This is a genomic window from Pseudoalteromonas sp. BSi20495, assembly GCF_000241185.1.
In the GTDB taxonomy this organism is placed as follows: Bacteria; Pseudomonadota; Gammaproteobacteria; order Enterobacterales; family Alteromonadaceae; genus Pseudoalteromonas; species Pseudoalteromonas fuliginea.
This window is the reverse complement of record NZ_BADY01000054.1, coordinates 94943-110895: the sequence shown is the minus strand read 5'-3', so window position 1 is coordinate 110895 and position 15953 is coordinate 94943. Positions and strand designations below refer to the sequence as shown.

The 15953-nt window shown below is 36.8% G+C and carries 14 protein-coding genes and 1 pseudogene; 5 read left to right on the top strand and 10 right to left on the bottom strand.

The window, feature by feature from the left end; all coding sequences use genetic code 11:
* Positions 1–105 precede the first annotated feature (105 nt).
* Positions 106–2106, bottom strand: a complete 2001-nt coding sequence (tkt, locus tag P20495_RS12520) for a transketolase (RefSeq protein WP_033015490.1) — start codon at positions 2104–2106, stop codon at positions 106–108.
* Between the two features lie 1152 nt (positions 2107–3258).
* A pseudogene (locus P20495_RS21960) lies at positions 3259–3426 on the bottom strand (MFS transporter); the annotation flags it as partial.
* Between the two features lie 331 nt (positions 3427–3757).
* On the opposite strand from P20495_RS21960, the gene P20495_RS22490 reads away from it, so the two are divergent.
* From P20495_RS22490 to yvcK, 4 genes are all read left to right on the top strand, one after another.
* Complete coding sequence (locus P20495_RS22490; RefSeq protein ID WP_008135529.1) at positions 3758–3949, top strand: hypothetical protein; 192 nt, start codon at positions 3758–3760, stop codon at positions 3947–3949.
* Positions 3906–4121 carry a hypothetical protein gene (locus P20495_RS22485; RefSeq protein WP_008135528.1) on the top strand — a complete coding sequence of 72 codons (216 nt, stop codon included), beginning with the start codon at positions 3906–3908 and terminating at the stop codon, positions 4119–4121. Before P20495_RS22490 ends, P20495_RS22485 begins: the two co-directional genes overlap by 44 nt.
* Positions 4122–4254: 133 nt before the next feature.
* Positions 4255–4383 (top strand): hypothetical protein, encoded by a 129-nt coding sequence (locus P20495_RS22680; RefSeq protein ID WP_008135527.1) that lies wholly within the window; start codon positions 4255–4257, stop codon positions 4381–4383.
* Positions 4384–4831: 448 nt separating this feature from the next.
* Entirely contained in the window at positions 4832–5704 is an 873-nt protein-coding gene (yvcK, locus tag P20495_RS12525; RefSeq protein ID WP_008135526.1) for a uridine diphosphate-N-acetylglucosamine-binding protein YvcK, read from the top strand.
* On the opposite strand, the gene P20495_RS20425 is transcribed toward yvcK, so the two are convergent.
* Positions 5683–5934, bottom strand: a complete 252-nt coding sequence (locus P20495_RS20425) for an Hpt domain-containing protein (RefSeq protein ID WP_008135525.1) — start codon at positions 5932–5934, stop codon at positions 5683–5685. The two genes, yvcK and P20495_RS20425, sit on opposite strands and share 22 nt — an antisense overlap.
* 119 nt (positions 5935–6053) lie before the next feature.
* On the opposite strand from P20495_RS20425, the gene P20495_RS12530 reads away from it, so the two are divergent.
* Positions 6054–7064 (top strand): glycosyltransferase family 4 protein, encoded by a 1011-nt coding sequence (locus P20495_RS12530; protein WP_008135523.1) that lies wholly within the window; start codon positions 6054–6056, stop codon positions 7062–7064.
* Position 7065: 1 nt separating this feature from the next.
* Here the strand turns inward: P20495_RS12530 and P20495_RS12535 are convergent, their stop codons facing one another.
* From P20495_RS12535 to P20495_RS12565, 7 genes are all read right to left on the bottom strand, one after another.
* Complete coding sequence (locus tag P20495_RS12535) at positions 7066–8466, bottom strand: sigma-54 dependent transcriptional regulator (protein WP_008135520.1); 1401 nt, start codon at positions 8464–8466, stop codon at positions 7066–7068.
* Positions 8467–8545: 79 nt separating this feature from the next.
* Positions 8546–10006: a SpoIIE family protein phosphatase gene (locus P20495_RS12540; protein ID WP_008135518.1), complete on the bottom strand. Its 1461-nt coding sequence runs from the start codon at positions 10004–10006 to the stop codon at positions 8546–8548.
* 7 nt (positions 10007–10013) lie between these two features.
* Positions 10014–10718, bottom strand: coding sequence for a ParA family protein (locus P20495_RS12545; RefSeq protein ID WP_007375201.1), 705 nt, complete (start codon positions 10716–10718; stop codon positions 10014–10016).
* Positions 10715–12796, bottom strand: coding sequence for an SLBB domain-containing protein (locus tag P20495_RS12550; protein ID WP_008135516.1), 2082 nt, complete (start codon positions 12794–12796; stop codon positions 10715–10717). The genes P20495_RS12545 and P20495_RS12550 overlap by 4 nt, the downstream gene beginning before the upstream one ends.
* A 3-nt stretch (positions 12797–12799) precedes the next feature.
* Positions 12800–13654, bottom strand: coding sequence for an OmpA family protein (locus P20495_RS12555; RefSeq protein WP_008135514.1), 855 nt, complete (start codon positions 13652–13654; stop codon positions 12800–12802).
* Between the two features lie 16 nt (positions 13655–13670).
* Positions 13671–13979, bottom strand: coding sequence for an STAS domain-containing protein (locus P20495_RS12560; RefSeq protein WP_007375204.1), 309 nt, complete (start codon positions 13977–13979; stop codon positions 13671–13673).
* A gap of 166 nt (positions 13980–14145) precedes the next feature.
* Positions 14146–15951, bottom strand: coding sequence for a sugar transferase (locus tag P20495_RS12565; protein ID WP_008135511.1), 1806 nt, complete (start codon positions 15949–15951; stop codon positions 14146–14148).
* Positions 15952–15953 lie beyond the last annotated feature (2 nt).

Sequence of the window (15953 nt, the reverse complement as noted above, 5' to 3'; positions counted from 1 at the left end):
GATCAATCATTATCAAGAGCTCGAATTAAATACATAAAAAAGCCCGCTGTATTTAATTAAATCAGCGGGCTTTTTTATCAGGTAAATCTTTTCACCTTGAGTTACTTACTCGTTTAGTAACACATTTGCCTTAGCAACTAAGTTCTCTACGGTAAAACCAAAATGCTCTAGTAATACAGCACCCGGTGCTGACTCACCAAACGTAGTCATACCTAAAACATCGCCATCTTGGCCAACGTATTTATACCAAAAATCACTGTGTGCGGCTTCTACAGCAATTTTAGCAACACCTGCTGGCAATACACTTTGACGGTAAGCTTTATCTTGCAAGTCAAACTGATTGGTTGATGGCATAGAGACAACGCGAACTTGCTTGCCTTGAGCTTTTAGTTCAGCTGCCGCATTAACCGCTAATTCCACTTCAGAACCAGTCGCCATTAAAATTAGCTCTGGTGCTTGCTCACACTCAACTAAGGTGTAGCCACCTTTTGCAACATTCGCTAATTGCTCTTTTGCACGCGGCATTGCTTTTGTGCCTTGGCGACTAAAGATCAACGCACTAGGTCCTGCTTCATTGATTAATGCCTGACGCCAAGCAACCGCAGTTTCAACTTCATCACATGGGCGCCAAGTCGTCATATTAGGCGTCATACGAAGGTTGGCAATTTGTTCAATCGGCTGATGGGTTGGACCATCTTCACCTTGACCAATCGAATCATGGGTATACACAAAAATACTGTGTGCTTTCATCAATGCGGCCATACGCACAGCATTACGTGCATATTCCATAAACATTAAGAAGGTAGCACCAAACGGGATAAAGCCGCCGTGTAATGTAATACCATTCATAATCGCACTCATACCAAATTCACGCACCCCATAAAATACATAGTTGCCCGCATCGTCATCTTGTAAGCCTTTGGCATCAGGCCATAAGGTTAAATTTGACCCTGCTAAATCGGCTGAACCACCCATTAGCTCCGGCAAGTGCTCAGCAAAGAAGGTAATGGCATTTTGTGATGATTTGCGCGTAGCGATGTTTTGCATATCGTCTTGGCACTTTGCAATGTATTGATCAGCAATTTCTGCAAAGTTGCTCGGTAATGATTTAGCTGTTACACGACGATTAAACTCTTTACTTAGCTCTGGGTGCGCTTTGCTGTATGCTGCAAACGTTTGTTGCCAAGCACTTTCTAAGTCTTGACCTTTAGCTTGCGTGTTCCACTCATTATATACATCTTGTGGAACTTCAAAGGCTGGGTGTGGCCAATTTAGTTGCTCACGAACCGCTGCAATTTCATCATTGCCCAGTGGTGAACCATGACAATCATGACTACCTGATTTATTAGGTGAACCAAAGCCAATCACCGTTTTACAACAGATAAGCGTTGGTTGCTCAGGGTTCGCTTGCGCCGCTTCAATCGCACTGGCAATTGCTGTCATGTCGTGACCATCAACACCACGAATAACTTGCCAACCGTATGATTCAAAACGCTTTGGCGTATCGTCAGTAAACCAACCTTCCACTTCGCCATCAATTGAGATGCCATTGTCATCCCAAAAAGCGATCAGTTTGCCTAACTTTAAAGTACCGGCTAATGAACATGCTTCATGAGAGATACCTTCCATCAAACACCCATCGCCTAAAAAGCAATAAGTAAAGTGATCAACGATATCAAAATGTGGTTTATTAAATTGTGCCGCTAAGGTTTTTTCGGCAATTGCCATACCAACCGCATTGGCAATACCCGCACCTAGTGGCCCTGTTGTTGTTTCAACACCTGGTGTATAACCGTACTCTGGGTGACCAGGCGTTTTCGAATGTAATTGGCGAAACTGTTTAATGTCTTCAATACTGACGTCATAACCACTTAGGTGCAATAGCGCATATTGCAACATTGATCCATGACCATTTGACAATACAAAACGGTCGCGGTTAACCCAGTTAGGGTTTAATGGGTTGTGACGGTGAAAGTTTTGCCAAAGTACCGCGGCAATATCGGCCATTCCCATTGGCGCACCTGGGTGGCCAGAGTTAGCTTTTTGAACGGCATCGACAGCAAGCATGCGAATTGCATTTCCAGATTGAGAACTGGGCAGAGTCATCTTTTCCTATCCTGTTAATATTATATTACAAATAATATCTCAAAATATAATTTAAATAGCAATATAAATCCTTTAAAAGACACTTATGTGTTAGCAGATCATTATAAATTGAACTTATAGAGCAAGTAGTGATCAGATCGAAGCATACACATTCTTTGTATCACATAAGTATGAGCGCTACTTTGCTGAAACATTTTAATTCAGTTACAGATCCTAGTATTGAACGCTGCAAAAGACATGAACTTATCGATTTCCTTTTATTAGCCCAGGAATTTAAGGATTTGTGGCACAAGCGCGAACGTGAAGAGCTAAATCAGATGAACATATCGAAATAAGCTCAGGCCATGGACGTATTGAAACACGGATTTGTCAGCAGTTACTTATTGATAAATCTGGTTAGGCCTAACGCGCAATTATAAAAATCACGGCTGAAGTAGTCGATAGATATGGATACAACAGAAACCCGTTGGTATATAAGCTCATTAAATTTAAATGTTCTCCGCAGTCACTGGCGGTTGGAAGCATGCATTGAATGTTGGAAATGAACTTTCGAGAATATAAATCAAGAATACGAAAAGTCAGGATTCACTTGTGTTTAATGTGATGCGAAAAATAGCGATGGCACTATTTAAACAATATATCTCTAAATCAGTGAGTATGGCGAGGAAAAAGAAAATGGCTTTGACCTGACAAGGCGAACTCGTTGCTCACCTTACGTCATTATTAATAGCCAGAAACGCCTATTTCCTTTGCTTGCTGTATACAAACAGCTCAAGCTGATCGTAATCTGTACATTTTATAGGTTGATAAGTCATAACAATTGACTCATGTATACAATTATTAGTAACGCTCAACCCGCTTCTTAGTTAATATAGTTACTACTATCAATGCGCTCAACAACAATTGTCCGCACCAGCAAACAATGACTGAGCCAATGCTTAATTACGTAACATTGAGAGGCTGATTATACTTAACCCAGCGGCTAAATATATTTGCTCTACAACAGCTTATATTAGCGCGAAAGCAAACGTTTTTCGATGCCTTGCATACCTAAAGCTAATAAATAATACCATCAATGTGACTCCACAAGCTGATGCTTTTTATGCAAAATATCACAACAATTGACAATGCAATACCAATGATTTCCCTCTACACCGCTAATAATAAAGTCCCGGCAGCGGCTGCAGATAAACCGTAAACATCGGTATAAAATATCAACATAAAGTTAGCGATCATTTGAAATACAATATTACTGGCTGTATCGCCAAGGCCGTGCCCTATTTTTTCTTTAATTGTGAGTGTGTGTTTTGTGCTGTTCATATGTGCTCAAATATGTATTTTTAGCGCGTGCAAACATTTATGTTAAATTTTTAATCAGCTAGTAATTTATGCTATACACCTTGTTAATTAATTACTAAACCTGCTAACAACCAAAGACATGGTCTGCTCAATAAAACCGCATACTTTAGTAAGATTAGAAAAAGCAATTGAACGCGTTAAATTAGGTACAACTTATAACATCGTTAATTTAATAGATGTGATTGTTTTAGCTAGGATTTATAAACGTTTTTTCTTTGAGCTTTATGCTTCTTTTATACACTCTAAATAGTCTTTATGGCAATATCTATGTATAGCATTTGCTGAGTGATTTATGCACTATCAAGCATCAAAAATTTCTAACAATATTGACGAAGAATCGATTCCTGATGACTGCATTAGTAATCTAACCGTAGATAATATTGTATTTGCTATTCAGGAAGGTAAGTTAAAAGTGTTGCTGGTTAAATATAATCGAGGCCTTGCAACAAGCCAGTGGGGGTTTAATTGGTCATTGGGTTCGTAAAGACGAAAAATTAGACCTTGCAGCTTTACGTGTTGTTAAAAGTACGACCGGTGTTGAAAACCTGCACTTAGATCAGTTAGGTGCATTTGGTAACGTAGACCGCTACCCTGCCAGACGTATTATTACCATTGTTTATTATTCACTCGTACGCTTACCTTGTGAGCGGCGATAATGCCTTAGAGTGTGAATGGTTTGATATCTATAGTGATAGGAAATAAGAAGCTTCGAAGTGCTTTGTTCAAAGGTGCATTAGCGGTTGTTTCCCAACTAGAAAAAGAGAAAGTCGCAGTGAAAAAGATGTATGGTTGAAAGCATTAACCGCGCGTCGAGGAAAGAAAGTAGCAGCAATTGCTTTAGCGAATAAATCGATAAGAACGGCTTTTGCAATGCAAAAGCATGATAAAGAATACCAGCCACAATTACTTGCGGCTTAAAATTTGTCAATAAGAGCGCTAAAAATAGGTAAGACCAATCTTCAATAGACTGTTAGGGCCTGAAGTTTCATAAACTGCTCAACAGAAAGTCATGAAGGTGCGAATACACAAGAGGCCAGAGGTAACACCTCAATTTGAGCCCGTATATAAGCTAGCATCTAAATTTATTTTAACTTTTTCTTTTTGACATTTATGGGGAGTCCATATAAGGCCCTAAGTAAAGGCACTTTCTACGCTTTAACACCTTCCTATGCCTATATTTGAATGACTCTGCATTGTAGTTTTTCTCATCAAAATGCATTGCACTTTGCAAAAAAGAGCAATAACAACCGGACTCTTTTCTTTTAGAACTCATTAAATAATTATAAATCAATAGATTATAAATTTATGTGTCTTGGAATAATTCCTGCTATATCAAGTTAGGAAAATAAAACACAAAGGCATAACAATGAAAATAGTGTGTATAGGCGGCGGTCATGGATTAGCTCAGGTTTTAAGCGCAATTAAACCAATGTGTAATAATTTAACAGCAATTGTCGCAACAACTGATAACGGGGGAAGTACGGGAAAAATAAGGGAATCTCAAGAATGCATTGCTCTGGGTGATATTAGGCGCTGTTGTCTGCAACTTGCAGAAAATAGAAAGGCACTTAACTCAATTTATGAACACCGGTTTTCAGAAGGTGTGTTAGATGGTCATTGTTTAGGCAACTTAACGTTGTTGGGCTTAACTGAGCTCACCAAATCTCCCACCAAAGCTGTTGCTTACTTTAATGCAATACTTGGTAATTCAGAAACTGTTTTACCTATGACAGAGATCCCTACAGATCTAATCGCCACTCTTAAAAATAATAAAGAGGTCTTTGGTGAGTGTGCTATTGATGCGTTAGACACATTACCAACAAAAGTGCATTTGTCTAAAAATGTGCCCGCAGCGCCAGGGTGCGTAAGTGCTATTTTGGAAGCCGATTTAATCATAATTGGTCCAGGCAGTATTATTACAAGTGTTATGCCTGCCTTTTTAGTAGAAGAGATCTCTTTGGCTATTCAAGAAACATCTGCCTGTCGTATTTTCATTGAGAACACAACACTAGAAAATAGCGTCATGAAACACACGTCGACTACTGGGATCGACTGGCTACAAGAGCACCTAGGTTTTAAAATATACGATTTAAGTATTTCACCTTCTGCAATTGAAGAGATTTTTAATGACAATAAAAATGCACTACAGTCCAGAGAACATTTACATGATATTGACGAACTAAAAAACATATTCTCGGAGTTACTTAAATTACCAATTCAGCTTTGTGAGCAATCTTGATTGCTTGCAATAATAAATGCCATTTCGTTGAATGTTTGCTTGCTTTGCACTTCGACTATTTCTAGAAGATTATGTAAATCCTTTTTTGAGTGCTCGGTTTTTATAAGTTCCTCAATATATTTACATGTATCACCTAGCGCTATCGCACCAAAGCTATAACAACTGCTTTTAAGACTATGTGCGTTAATTTCTATTTCATCACGCTCATTTGAATTAAGTATTATCGCCATTGTTTTTTTGATTCGTCGACAAAAAATTTTAGTAGTTCAACAGCTGTGTCGTCGCCAATATCATTCTTGAGCTGTTCTATTACCGCTAAATCTATCATATCTACCTTTTGGAGTTTATTATGAATTACCAAGTTATTTTGTTTGTTGACTCTTCCATGTTGGGGGGGATTGAAACCCACATCGTTGAATTATCAAAACTACTGAGTAAAAATAATGTTCGTAGCTCAATTTTATTTTATAAAAATCATGGCAATCAAAAATTTTATGATTTATTGATTAAAGAAAACATAAGGTATGACTTTTTACAAGGGAAAATTAAAAACCTCGCTAATAAACTACTCAGTTATGATAACAACACTGTCGTTCATACGCATGGCTATAAGGCAGGTATATTAGGCCGATTAGTATGTAACATTATCAACAAACGCTGTATTAGCACATACCATGCTGGCGAAGTTGGGAATGGAAAAGTTAAATTTTATAATAAACTAGATCAATGGCTTTCATCGTTATCTATAAATTTTGCGGTCTCAAACAAAATAAAAAATACAATTAGCAATGTAAAATTACTTGAAAATTTTATCTCTTTACCAGCTCCTTCAAAACCGCTTATTCATACATCAACTATCAAGATTGGGTTTGTTGGCAGGCTTTCTTATGAAAAAGGACCAGATATATTTTTTCAATTAGCTGAAAACATGAAACAGTCTAACAATGTTGAATTTCACATTTTTGGTGACGGCCCTCTAAAAAATAAAATACCTGTTATAAATAACCTACACTATCATGGCTTAACTGAACGCAATAATATATGGAATCAAATAGATGTCTTACTTATTTGTTCTAGAGAAGAAGGCTTGCCTATGACATTATTAGAAGCAATGTCTCAGCATAAACTGGTTATAAGCAGTGCTGTTGGCGCTATACCAAGTATCATTAAAAATAACAAAACTGGTTTTTTAATGAGTGTTGGTGATGCTAAAGATTGTCAAAAAAGCATAGAGCAATTAATTGATTTCCCTCCCCAAGCAAAAATTAACTTATTAAATGACGCATATAACATGCTAGAGGAGCGTTTCTCTGGTAAAAAACAATTTTTATTGCTTCACCAAGCGTATACAGGAAAATAAACTATTCATTTTCTTCCCAGCTTTTAATCTTTCGATAAAGTGTCGATGGGCTAACATCAAGTAGTGAAGCGGCTTTAGGTATATTTGATGAACATATTTTTATTACACATTCAATATATTCTTTTTCAGCTAACCATAATGCTTTAACATCATTTTGTGTATTCGGTAAATCGTCAATTAATATATTCGCAGGTTTAGTTTGAAGATTCATTGGTGCTGGTTCAATCGCTTTTTTTGAATTTTCAGGTAAAGCGGGAAGCATATCAATATCTATAAATGCCTCAGGATGGAGTACCAATACATTGCGAATTACATTTTCTAACTGCCTTACATTACCAGGCCAACTATATTGCATAAGTAATTGCTTAACCCCCCCTGCCATGCCTTTATATGGATGACCTTCATCTTTCGCTATTTTAACAAATAAAGCTTCAGCAATTTCTATAATATCTTGGCCGCGCTCTCTTAGTGGCGGCAATTCAATAGGTATAACATGTAATCTATAATATAAATCTTCTCTAAACCGGCCACTTTCCACTTCAACTAATGGATCTCTATTTGTTGCACACACAAATCTAACATCTACTTTTACAACTTTCTCACTGCCAACTTGTTGATAGCTACCTGTTTGTATAAAGCGAAGTAATTTACTTTGTAGGTTAATGTCCATTTCACAAAGTTCATCTAAAAATAATGTTCCACCATCGGCTTGACCTGCAGCGCCAACGCGATTCGCAATTGCCCCCGTAAAAGCACCTTTTAAATGACCAAAAATTTCACTCTCAATTAAATCTTTAGGGATAGCCGCGCAGTTTAGTGCAACAAAAGGTTTATCAGCGCGATTTGAAGCTTGATGAACTGCACGAGCACATAGCTCTTTTCCCGTACCACTTTCACCTGTAATAAATGCAGTGGCTTTACTGGCCGAAGCAGAACTTATAATTTGATAAACAGATTGCATCTGTTTTGAACTACCAATCAAATCAAAGTATTTTCCGTTTTCGTATTTGTTTTTGTATTGGCTAACCGTTTGTTTTAAGTTTTTAATTTTTAACGCATTATTAACTGTAATCCGAAAACGGTCGGCTTCTATTGGTTTTTCTAGGAAGTCACATGCACCTAGCTTTATTGACTGAATCGCTATTTCTTTTGTAGCATGCCCTGTTAATACAACAACTTGTGGACAGTTTTCTGGATCAAATGTAGCAAGAATGTCTAATCCATTCATATCCGGTAGCATTACGTCGAGCACGATTAGATCAGGCTGCACCTTATTAATAATCGCTATTGCAGTTGCACCATCACTTGCCACGAGTGTATTTACTCCTGTCGGTAATAAATATGATTGGTACATCATTGCAAGAGATTGAGTATCTTCGACAATTAACACTGTTGGTGGCATAGTTAATTCCTTGTTAGCAAGCCAAAAAGAAGCTGTGAATCTGTAATGATTTAACTATAAAAGGTTAATTAAAGCAAATTCAATTAATTACAATAAGCGAAGCATCATCAATTTCTTTTGAAAGCGTAACCTGTGAGTTTTCCCATAACGTGTTAGCAAACTCGGCATGAGCGTGTTTATCTAACGGTATAATTTTAGTTAATTCACATATTTCATCTTTATCGGTAAAGCGGTTTTCAGTCCAGCCATCCGTGTATAGTAAAATATGTTCAACGTTATCAAGCGCTGCTTCATAAAGTGTATAACTATGATCTTGAGCGAGACCAAGCAGTGGACCGGTGCCTTTTAATTGACAAATTTCGCCTGTTTTTCGCAAAACGACAGGTGGAGGATGACCTGCATTTAACCAATATATTTTATTATTTTTTAAGAAAAATATGACAAGCGTAACTAAACTAGATTTACATAGCTGTTGTTTATAGATCGCGTTATTTAAAGCCACTAACATTTTTTGATAAGGAAGACCGGTTGCCAAAAAGCCACTTATAAAACCTTTAATAGCAAAGCTTTCTTTTAATGCTTGTAATCCGTGTCCCATCATATCACCTAGAATAAAAGCACTGCATTCATCATTAATGGGCATAAAAAAATCACCGCCGTTACCCAAACTAATTGAACCAAAAATATGAGCGGTTTTCTCATCTTGTAAATGAATTTTAGAAGGCGCTGACTCAAAAGTAGTTTGATAAGACAAGTAAGCAAAACGATGAGTTACACGTTCGATGCTTTGTAGTAACTTATTTTTTTTAATCGGTTTAATTAAATAATCGTCAACACCTAAGCGATTTATTTTATGTATCACTTCATCACTGTCATCGCCAGTTAACATAACAACTGATAGTTGCGACTTTAAATTAGACTTATTAAGTTTTTCTAATAAGGGCTCACATGTCCCATTTTTTAATTTATGATCCAGTAATAAAATACTTGCGTCAGCGGTTAAAATTGCCTGCCATCCTGATTCTATACTTTCACAGGCAATCACTTGAAATTTATCATTTAGATAAGCGCTCATGAGGGCAAGCTGAGTGACATCATCATCAACATAGATAATCGTTGGACGCCTATCTATTTGCTCTAAAGGGAATGAAAAAAAGTTTTTGCCATTTTTCGTTATATAATCTGCGTCCTTAAAATAATAACGAATTAACTCAACTCCCATTCCTCCTTCAACGAGTTTTCCAGAGTCTATTTTCCACGATGAATTGTTGTTTTTAAAAAGATTATATGGGGCTAGCTCATCAATGAATGTTAATATGTAGCTGTCGCTACTAGGCTGGCTAATACGTAATAAAATTTGATGCTCAGAACCTTGGTTGTGTCTAATTAGATTTGTTAAATACTCTGTAGTAACTAAGCCTGCGGCATCCACCTCATCCTTTTTTACATTGAGCGCTCTTAAAACGTGCTTTAGAATGAGGCGAATCTCAGTCAATGTTGGCCATAGTAGTTCAAAGCGTCTTTCAAATAATATATCCATTGCACCCTCAATGATGTTCAAACAACCATCTTTGTTTATTAATTCTTGCTTTAAGAGTAGTACATAACTTTGGCCATTTCGTCGTATGCTTTTCTAAAAGTTTAACTATACGCTCACCTAATGGCGCAAAATTATGTTGGCTTATCAATATTTTGATATTGCTATGCCCTGCTTGCTTTAATTCTCTCACACCTTTGCAAAGCGACTCTTCATCGTTAACCCCCAGCCCCACGGTAACGAAGGTTAATTCACTACATAAACTTAAGGAATGCAGTGGCACATTATTCCTGTTCAATTTTAACACCGGTGACATGTCAATTAATATATAATCGTATTCTTGCTTTAGCCGATCAACTGCGTCATTTAGTACATGTTTGTTCTTCGCCGGTTCAATCCTAGCTAGGTTTTTAATGGTTAATAAACTGATACCTTCATAATTAGTCACGCCTAATTGACAAGAAATATCATCAAAGCACCATGGTTTAGAAATTGTTGGTAACTTATCATCTGAGCAAAATGTATTGATTGGGTTTAAATCAATTATTAGTACTGATTTAAGTTGGCTTTGTAATCGCTTAGCAACACTAACACATGCACTAGATGACCCTTCTGAACCTGATAAAGAGATAAAAGTGATACAACGAGCTGAATTATCAATCATCATGTTACATATAACTTCCAGCTCATAATACTGTTTTGGTATTAATTTCATAAGCCCACCACTAATGCAAGAATAGTAATAACATCTAAAAAGTTATCTTTAAATTGACTAAGTAAATCCTGCCCTTTCTCTGGTATGTAAAGCGTATCACCCGCTCTTAATACTGGAATATTTACTGAATTTGGTGATTTAATAAACGCCTCTAAATCAAATACACGAGACTGTTCTTTACAACATGAATGATTAACAACAACTATTTTATCTATCAATGCTGAGTTAGAAGGGCCGCCTGCTTCAGCTAATACATCTAAAATGGACATTGTATCGTCAAAATTGTATCGACCCGGTTTTTGTACAGCCCCCATTATACGTACTACCCGTTCTTTAGGTGTACGGAGCCAATCTTTGTCTTTTTCTGGTACAAAAATGGTGTCTCCTGGTAATACATTAGGAAACAAAGTTTCATCGCCTGTTTCAAAGTACATGGCGAGATCTAATTTACTTACTTTAGCTCGATTACCATTACGGTGAGTGATTCTAATATTACGAATATCTGCCGTCGCTGTTGGGCCGTCTGCTGCAGCTAAAATATCAATAAAGTGCATGTTTTCGTTAAACGAGTAACGACCTGGCGAACCTATTTGCCCCATAATATAAATAGACTTACTCGACTCTTGACGGATCCATTGGGATTTATTATCCGACGGATCAACTGGTAGCTCTTCAAATATAACTGTATCACCCGCAACTAAATTTGGCAGCGGTGTGTCACCATTAGTAATAGTATACTTTTCAAGATCAAAGCGTTGTGTAACATCACCATTACGCAGTATTTTTATATCATTGATATTAGCGCTTTTTGTAGGCCCCCCTGCATGAGCTATTAAGTCTGTAAAATCCATTTCATTACTCCATTCGTATCGACCTGGAGAATGTATGGCACCAATTATTTTGATAGCTCGTTTAGTCGGAATTTTAAGCCAGCTTTTTTCGTTAACATCTGTTTTTTCAGGTACAAAAATTACATCGCCAGGGTTTAAATCTGGTACTTTGGTCGTTACACTGCCTTCGCTATAACGCTGTAAATCAAATAAAATACTGTCACCTTCTGGTGTTAATATTTTGATATGGCGAGTTTCAGCAAATCGTGTTGGTCCGCCTGCATTGGCTAAAATATCTAAAAAGTTTGTGCTATCGGCCGCTTCGTACGCGCCTGGTTTTTGCACTTCTCCCATAATATAAACCGTACGTGACGTTGTGTTTACGTCATCAACCATAATAGGCACATACACTGTAGAACCAGGTTTTAGCAGTTGCATAGTGCTATTTGAGGGTTTATCTAGGTACCCTTTCAAATCAAAAATAACAGGTGTTTTATCAACAATGACTCTTATTTTAGTTACATCAGCATAACGAGTGACCCCTTCTGCGCGCATCAGTGCATCTAAAATACTCATATTTTCTTTAAAGGAAAAACTCCCTGGATTATGTACTTCACCTAAAATAGTTATCGCGCTGCTATCACTGGCATCCCCTGTTGCACTGAGTGTTTGCGCATCAAAGTCTATTTGCACATTACCAAGTAAAGGCGATACCGGCACAAACACAGTATCTTTGCTTTTTAGAGAAGGTAACAGGCTAATATTTCCTGTATCTAAATATGATTTATAATCAAATTCAATTACCTCATTACCACGCCTTATCTGTATTCTATCTAGCTGAGCACCGGGTTTTAAACCGTTTGCTTTAGAGATAACCATTTGAATATTGCCATCATCAGGAATACTCACTTGCGATGGTGTCACTACATAACCAAGTACATTAATAAGAATATCTCTGCTGTGGATCGCCACATAAAAATCATCCATTGCAACAAATAGTTCAGCAAGTACGGGGGTTAACTCACTTTCAATTTGCATAGTCGTTTTGTCAGCCACATTAAATTGGCCTATTTCTGGGAGGTTAATTTGTCCTCTTTTATCCACTTCAAACGTTGTATCAAATTCTGCTTCACCTGGAATATATAGAAAAAGCTTATTTCCCACTTGCACTATGGCATTACTTTCATCAGAAGCTGAGTAAACATTGAATGATAAAATAAACACCGCAATCGCGAATATATATTTCATAGTTTACTCCTCTTTGCTTTTAATAATTTTTGTCCAATTAACAAGTGCTTTAGCGTTATCATCTTGCATATTATTATTGCTTGCATTGAGGACTATCGCTTCAACTCGCCTATCAGAATGGCGGACACTTTCCGTTGGGGATTGCTTGCTATAGGGCTTTAAGCTTCCTTGTGTAAGTGTGGTAATACTTTGAGTTTTAACACCATAAACGACGAGCCAATGTTTTACTGTTTCAGCTCTTTTTAATGCAAGCTCATAATTATTATTCCCTTCACCAACTGAATCAGTATGACCCACTAACAAAATTGAAATACTATCTAGTTGCTTAGCTAAATCAGCCGCTTGAGCAAGCCTTGCTGCATATTTAGGGGTTATTTCAAACGCATTAAATGCAAATTGATTATCACTATTTAGTAAATCCGCTACTTGTTTTTTAACACTAGATACAGTCGTTTCTGAAGTGGTATTAACTGCACAATGAGTGAGCTTTTGAACCGTGTCAAAATGGTTTGTTAGTTGATTGAGCCCATGGTAGTGAATCAGTAAGTCATGCTCTGCATCTTCCCACATTTGCGCAGCTATAAGCCTTCGAATACGATTTTCGTAAATTTGAGCTTTTAAAAGCTGTGCTGGCATACATGCTTTTATATCTTGTGACTTTAAAAGTTCTAATTTAAAAACAAGGTGTTCAAATTCACTTCTCACCACATCTTCGGGTTGTGTAAAGTTATTATCTGTTTGCTCATCATTTAATGGATAGTTTTGATATTTTTCGGCCCAACCCCCTTGCCCCTCATCAGGCCAAGAAGCACACCCACTTAAAAGCAAGGTTATGATGAAAAAAATGTGTGCTTTCATATCGCTCTCCTTATCGTTAAAGCGAATCAATAAATGGAATGGTTTTATCCACTCTTAGAAGATTCATTAGCTTAAACGGCTGCCCTGTTACATTGAGTAATGACAATTTATGGCTTCTTTTTTCTATTCTTTTATAAAGAAAGACAATCGCGCCAATACCCGAAGAGTCAATAAACTCAGTCTTTGAAAAATCCAAGATAATAAAGTCTGTACCTGTATCAACTAGCTCTTCAAATTCATCTTTAAATCCATCAACAGTAAAACCTGAAAAGTCATTTGGAAGCGATACTATTTTATGTTCATTTTCACTGGTTAAATTTATCATCGTAGTTACCTATTAAATATTAAATTCAATATAACTATTACAAGAAACGAACCAACTTTAAGATGTTGATAATTAATGGCTTTTTATTTAGCGGTGGGAGCAATTGAGGATAGTAAAGCATAATGCAATTCCCTTTTAAAAGTAGGATTGCATTATGCAAAAATAATTATTGCCCTTTTCCAGTAAATATAACAACGAGTGTTTTCAAAAAAATAGTCAATTCCATATAAAACCAACTACGTGGAGATGATGTACTTAACATATAAGCATAATCCCAACCTATTTTTTTCCTTGCATCATCAATACTTTCATCATATCCATTCATTACTTGAGCAAGCCCCGATATACCTGGCTTTATACCGTAGGTACGCTGAGAGAAATAAGGAATATCTTTTTCAAGCTTGGAGTAAAATACAGGTCGCTCTGGTCGAGGACCAATGAGTGACATATCGCCTACCAGCACATTCCATAATTGAGGTAATTCATCTAAGCGCGTTTTACGAATGAAACGCCCTATAGGTGTAATTCTAGGGTCGTCCTTACTTGCCCATACCGCGCCACTTGCTACTTCAGCATCAACCACCATCGAGCGAAATTTAAGGACATTAAAAAGGGCAACAAAGTTATCATTACTCTCTCCCACTCTAAGTTGATTAAACAGTACCGGTCCACGTGAACTTACTTTAATTGTTGCAGCCACTAAAAGCATGATCGGAGACAGTAAAGTTAGTCCTACCACAGAGCCAACAATATCAATTATGCGTTTTATAACTTTAATGCTGACGTTTGGTTCAGCTTCTCTATCATGAACCCTTTCCCAGTGTTTTTTATAATCACCACGTTCAAATTTAATAATGCCCCATAACGCTAAAAAATAAGCATTAAGAATATAATTAACTTTATCAACGATAGGGATCTTGGCCTTAATGTTGAGGGTACTTTTAACCACAAAGAGACTATGGACGGCTACAATCACGCAACACAACAACTTAACTAACAATAAGTTCGAGAAAAATGCCATTGAAAACAGTAAAATATAAATTAAAGCAAGCAATATTGGCATTACGCCACGCAAAACTTTATGTGAAATAAAGTTAAAACTAACCCACCCTAATCTAGGATTGAATAGCTCAAATAATATTTTAATTTGTTGCCAATTGCCTGCTCCTAATCTCACTCTTCTAGCATAGTCATGGCTTTGCTCATCGCACTCTCTTTCAATAATGTTAATATCGCTATTTACGACCGCTTTGCCGCCATTTTTTAAGGCTTTCATAGACAATATAAAATCATCATTTATTGTATTTTCATCCAATATATCTGTGTATTTTGAACGAATAGCAAACATGGCTCCTGGTACACCAATCACCGCACCAAGTGATGATTCCATGCTTTTTACATTATTTTGATATTGCCAATAGTGCTGTTGCTCTGGGGTTGCGTGTTCATCTAGAACATAAACACCTGTAATGACCTTAATATCAGGATCTTTAAAATCAGTATCAATTTTATTTAATACATCAATACTTAATAAGGCACTCACATCGGTAAACAGCAACACGTCGTAATTTGATTTAGTTAGTGTAATTAACTCGTTAATACCATGTGCTTTGCCTTGGTTTTGTTTATTATAATGCAAGTGGCACACTACGTTTTGCTGAGCAAGATGTGATTGAGCTAACATCGCTTCTTCGTATGTGTTATCTGTACATCCATCTAAATAAACATGAATGGCATAAAGCTCAGTGTCATAGAGCATAGCGCCGAGGTTATGTAATTTTTCTTTAATGTGTTCTTGCTCATTAAAAGCACACACCAAAATACCAAATCGATTATTTTTTCTTATATTCCCCTCTGGGAATATACGTTTATGAGCCCGTCGACTAACCAACTTTAACAGCGCTAAATAACCAACGTGATGGTACACAACGGTTACAATCAACACCATGAGAACAATTATTAAATAAGTCATGA

Bases quoted from the DNA above. Each gene is read 5' to 3' on its own strand.
- P20495_RS12550 (WP_008135516.1), bottom strand. From the start codon at position 12,796: ATGAAATATATATTCGCGATTGCGGTGTTTATTTTATCATTCAATGTT.
- tkt (WP_033015490.1), bottom strand. From the start codon at position 2,106: ATGACTCTGCCCAGTTCTCAATCTGGAAATGCAATTCGCATGCTTGCT.
- P20495_RS12535 (WP_008135520.1), bottom strand. From the start codon at position 8,466: ATGCCACCAACAGTGTTAATTGTCGAAGATACTCAATCTCTTGCAATG.
- yvcK (WP_008135526.1), top strand. From the start codon at position 4,832: ATGAAAATAGTGTGTATAGGCGGCGGTCATGGATTAGCTCAGGTTTTA.
- P20495_RS12530 (WP_008135523.1), top strand. From the start codon at position 6,054: ATGAATTACCAAGTTATTTTGTTTGTTGACTCTTCCATGTTGGGGGGG.
- P20495_RS20425 (WP_008135525.1), bottom strand. From the start codon at position 5,934: ATGGCGATAATACTTAATTCAAATGAGCGTGATGAAATAGAAATTAAC.
- P20495_RS22490 (WP_008135529.1), top strand. From the start codon at position 3,758: ATGCACTATCAAGCATCAAAAATTTCTAACAATATTGACGAAGAATCG.
- P20495_RS12545 (WP_007375201.1), bottom strand. From the start codon at position 10,718: ATGAAATTAATACCAAAACAGTATTATGAGCTGGAAGTTATATGTAAC.
- P20495_RS12560 (WP_007375204.1), bottom strand. From the start codon at position 13,979: ATGATAAATTTAACCAGTGAAAATGAACATAAAATAGTATCGCTTCCA.
- P20495_RS12540 (WP_008135518.1), bottom strand. From the start codon at position 10,006: ATGGATATATTATTTGAAAGACGCTTTGAACTACTATGGCCAACATTG.
- P20495_RS12555 (WP_008135514.1), bottom strand. From the start codon at position 13,654: ATGAAAGCACACATTTTTTTCATCATAACCTTGCTTTTAAGTGGGTGT.
- P20495_RS12565 (WP_008135511.1), bottom strand. From the start codon at position 15,951: ATGACTTATTTAATAATTGTTCTCATGGTGTTGATTGTAACCGTTGTG.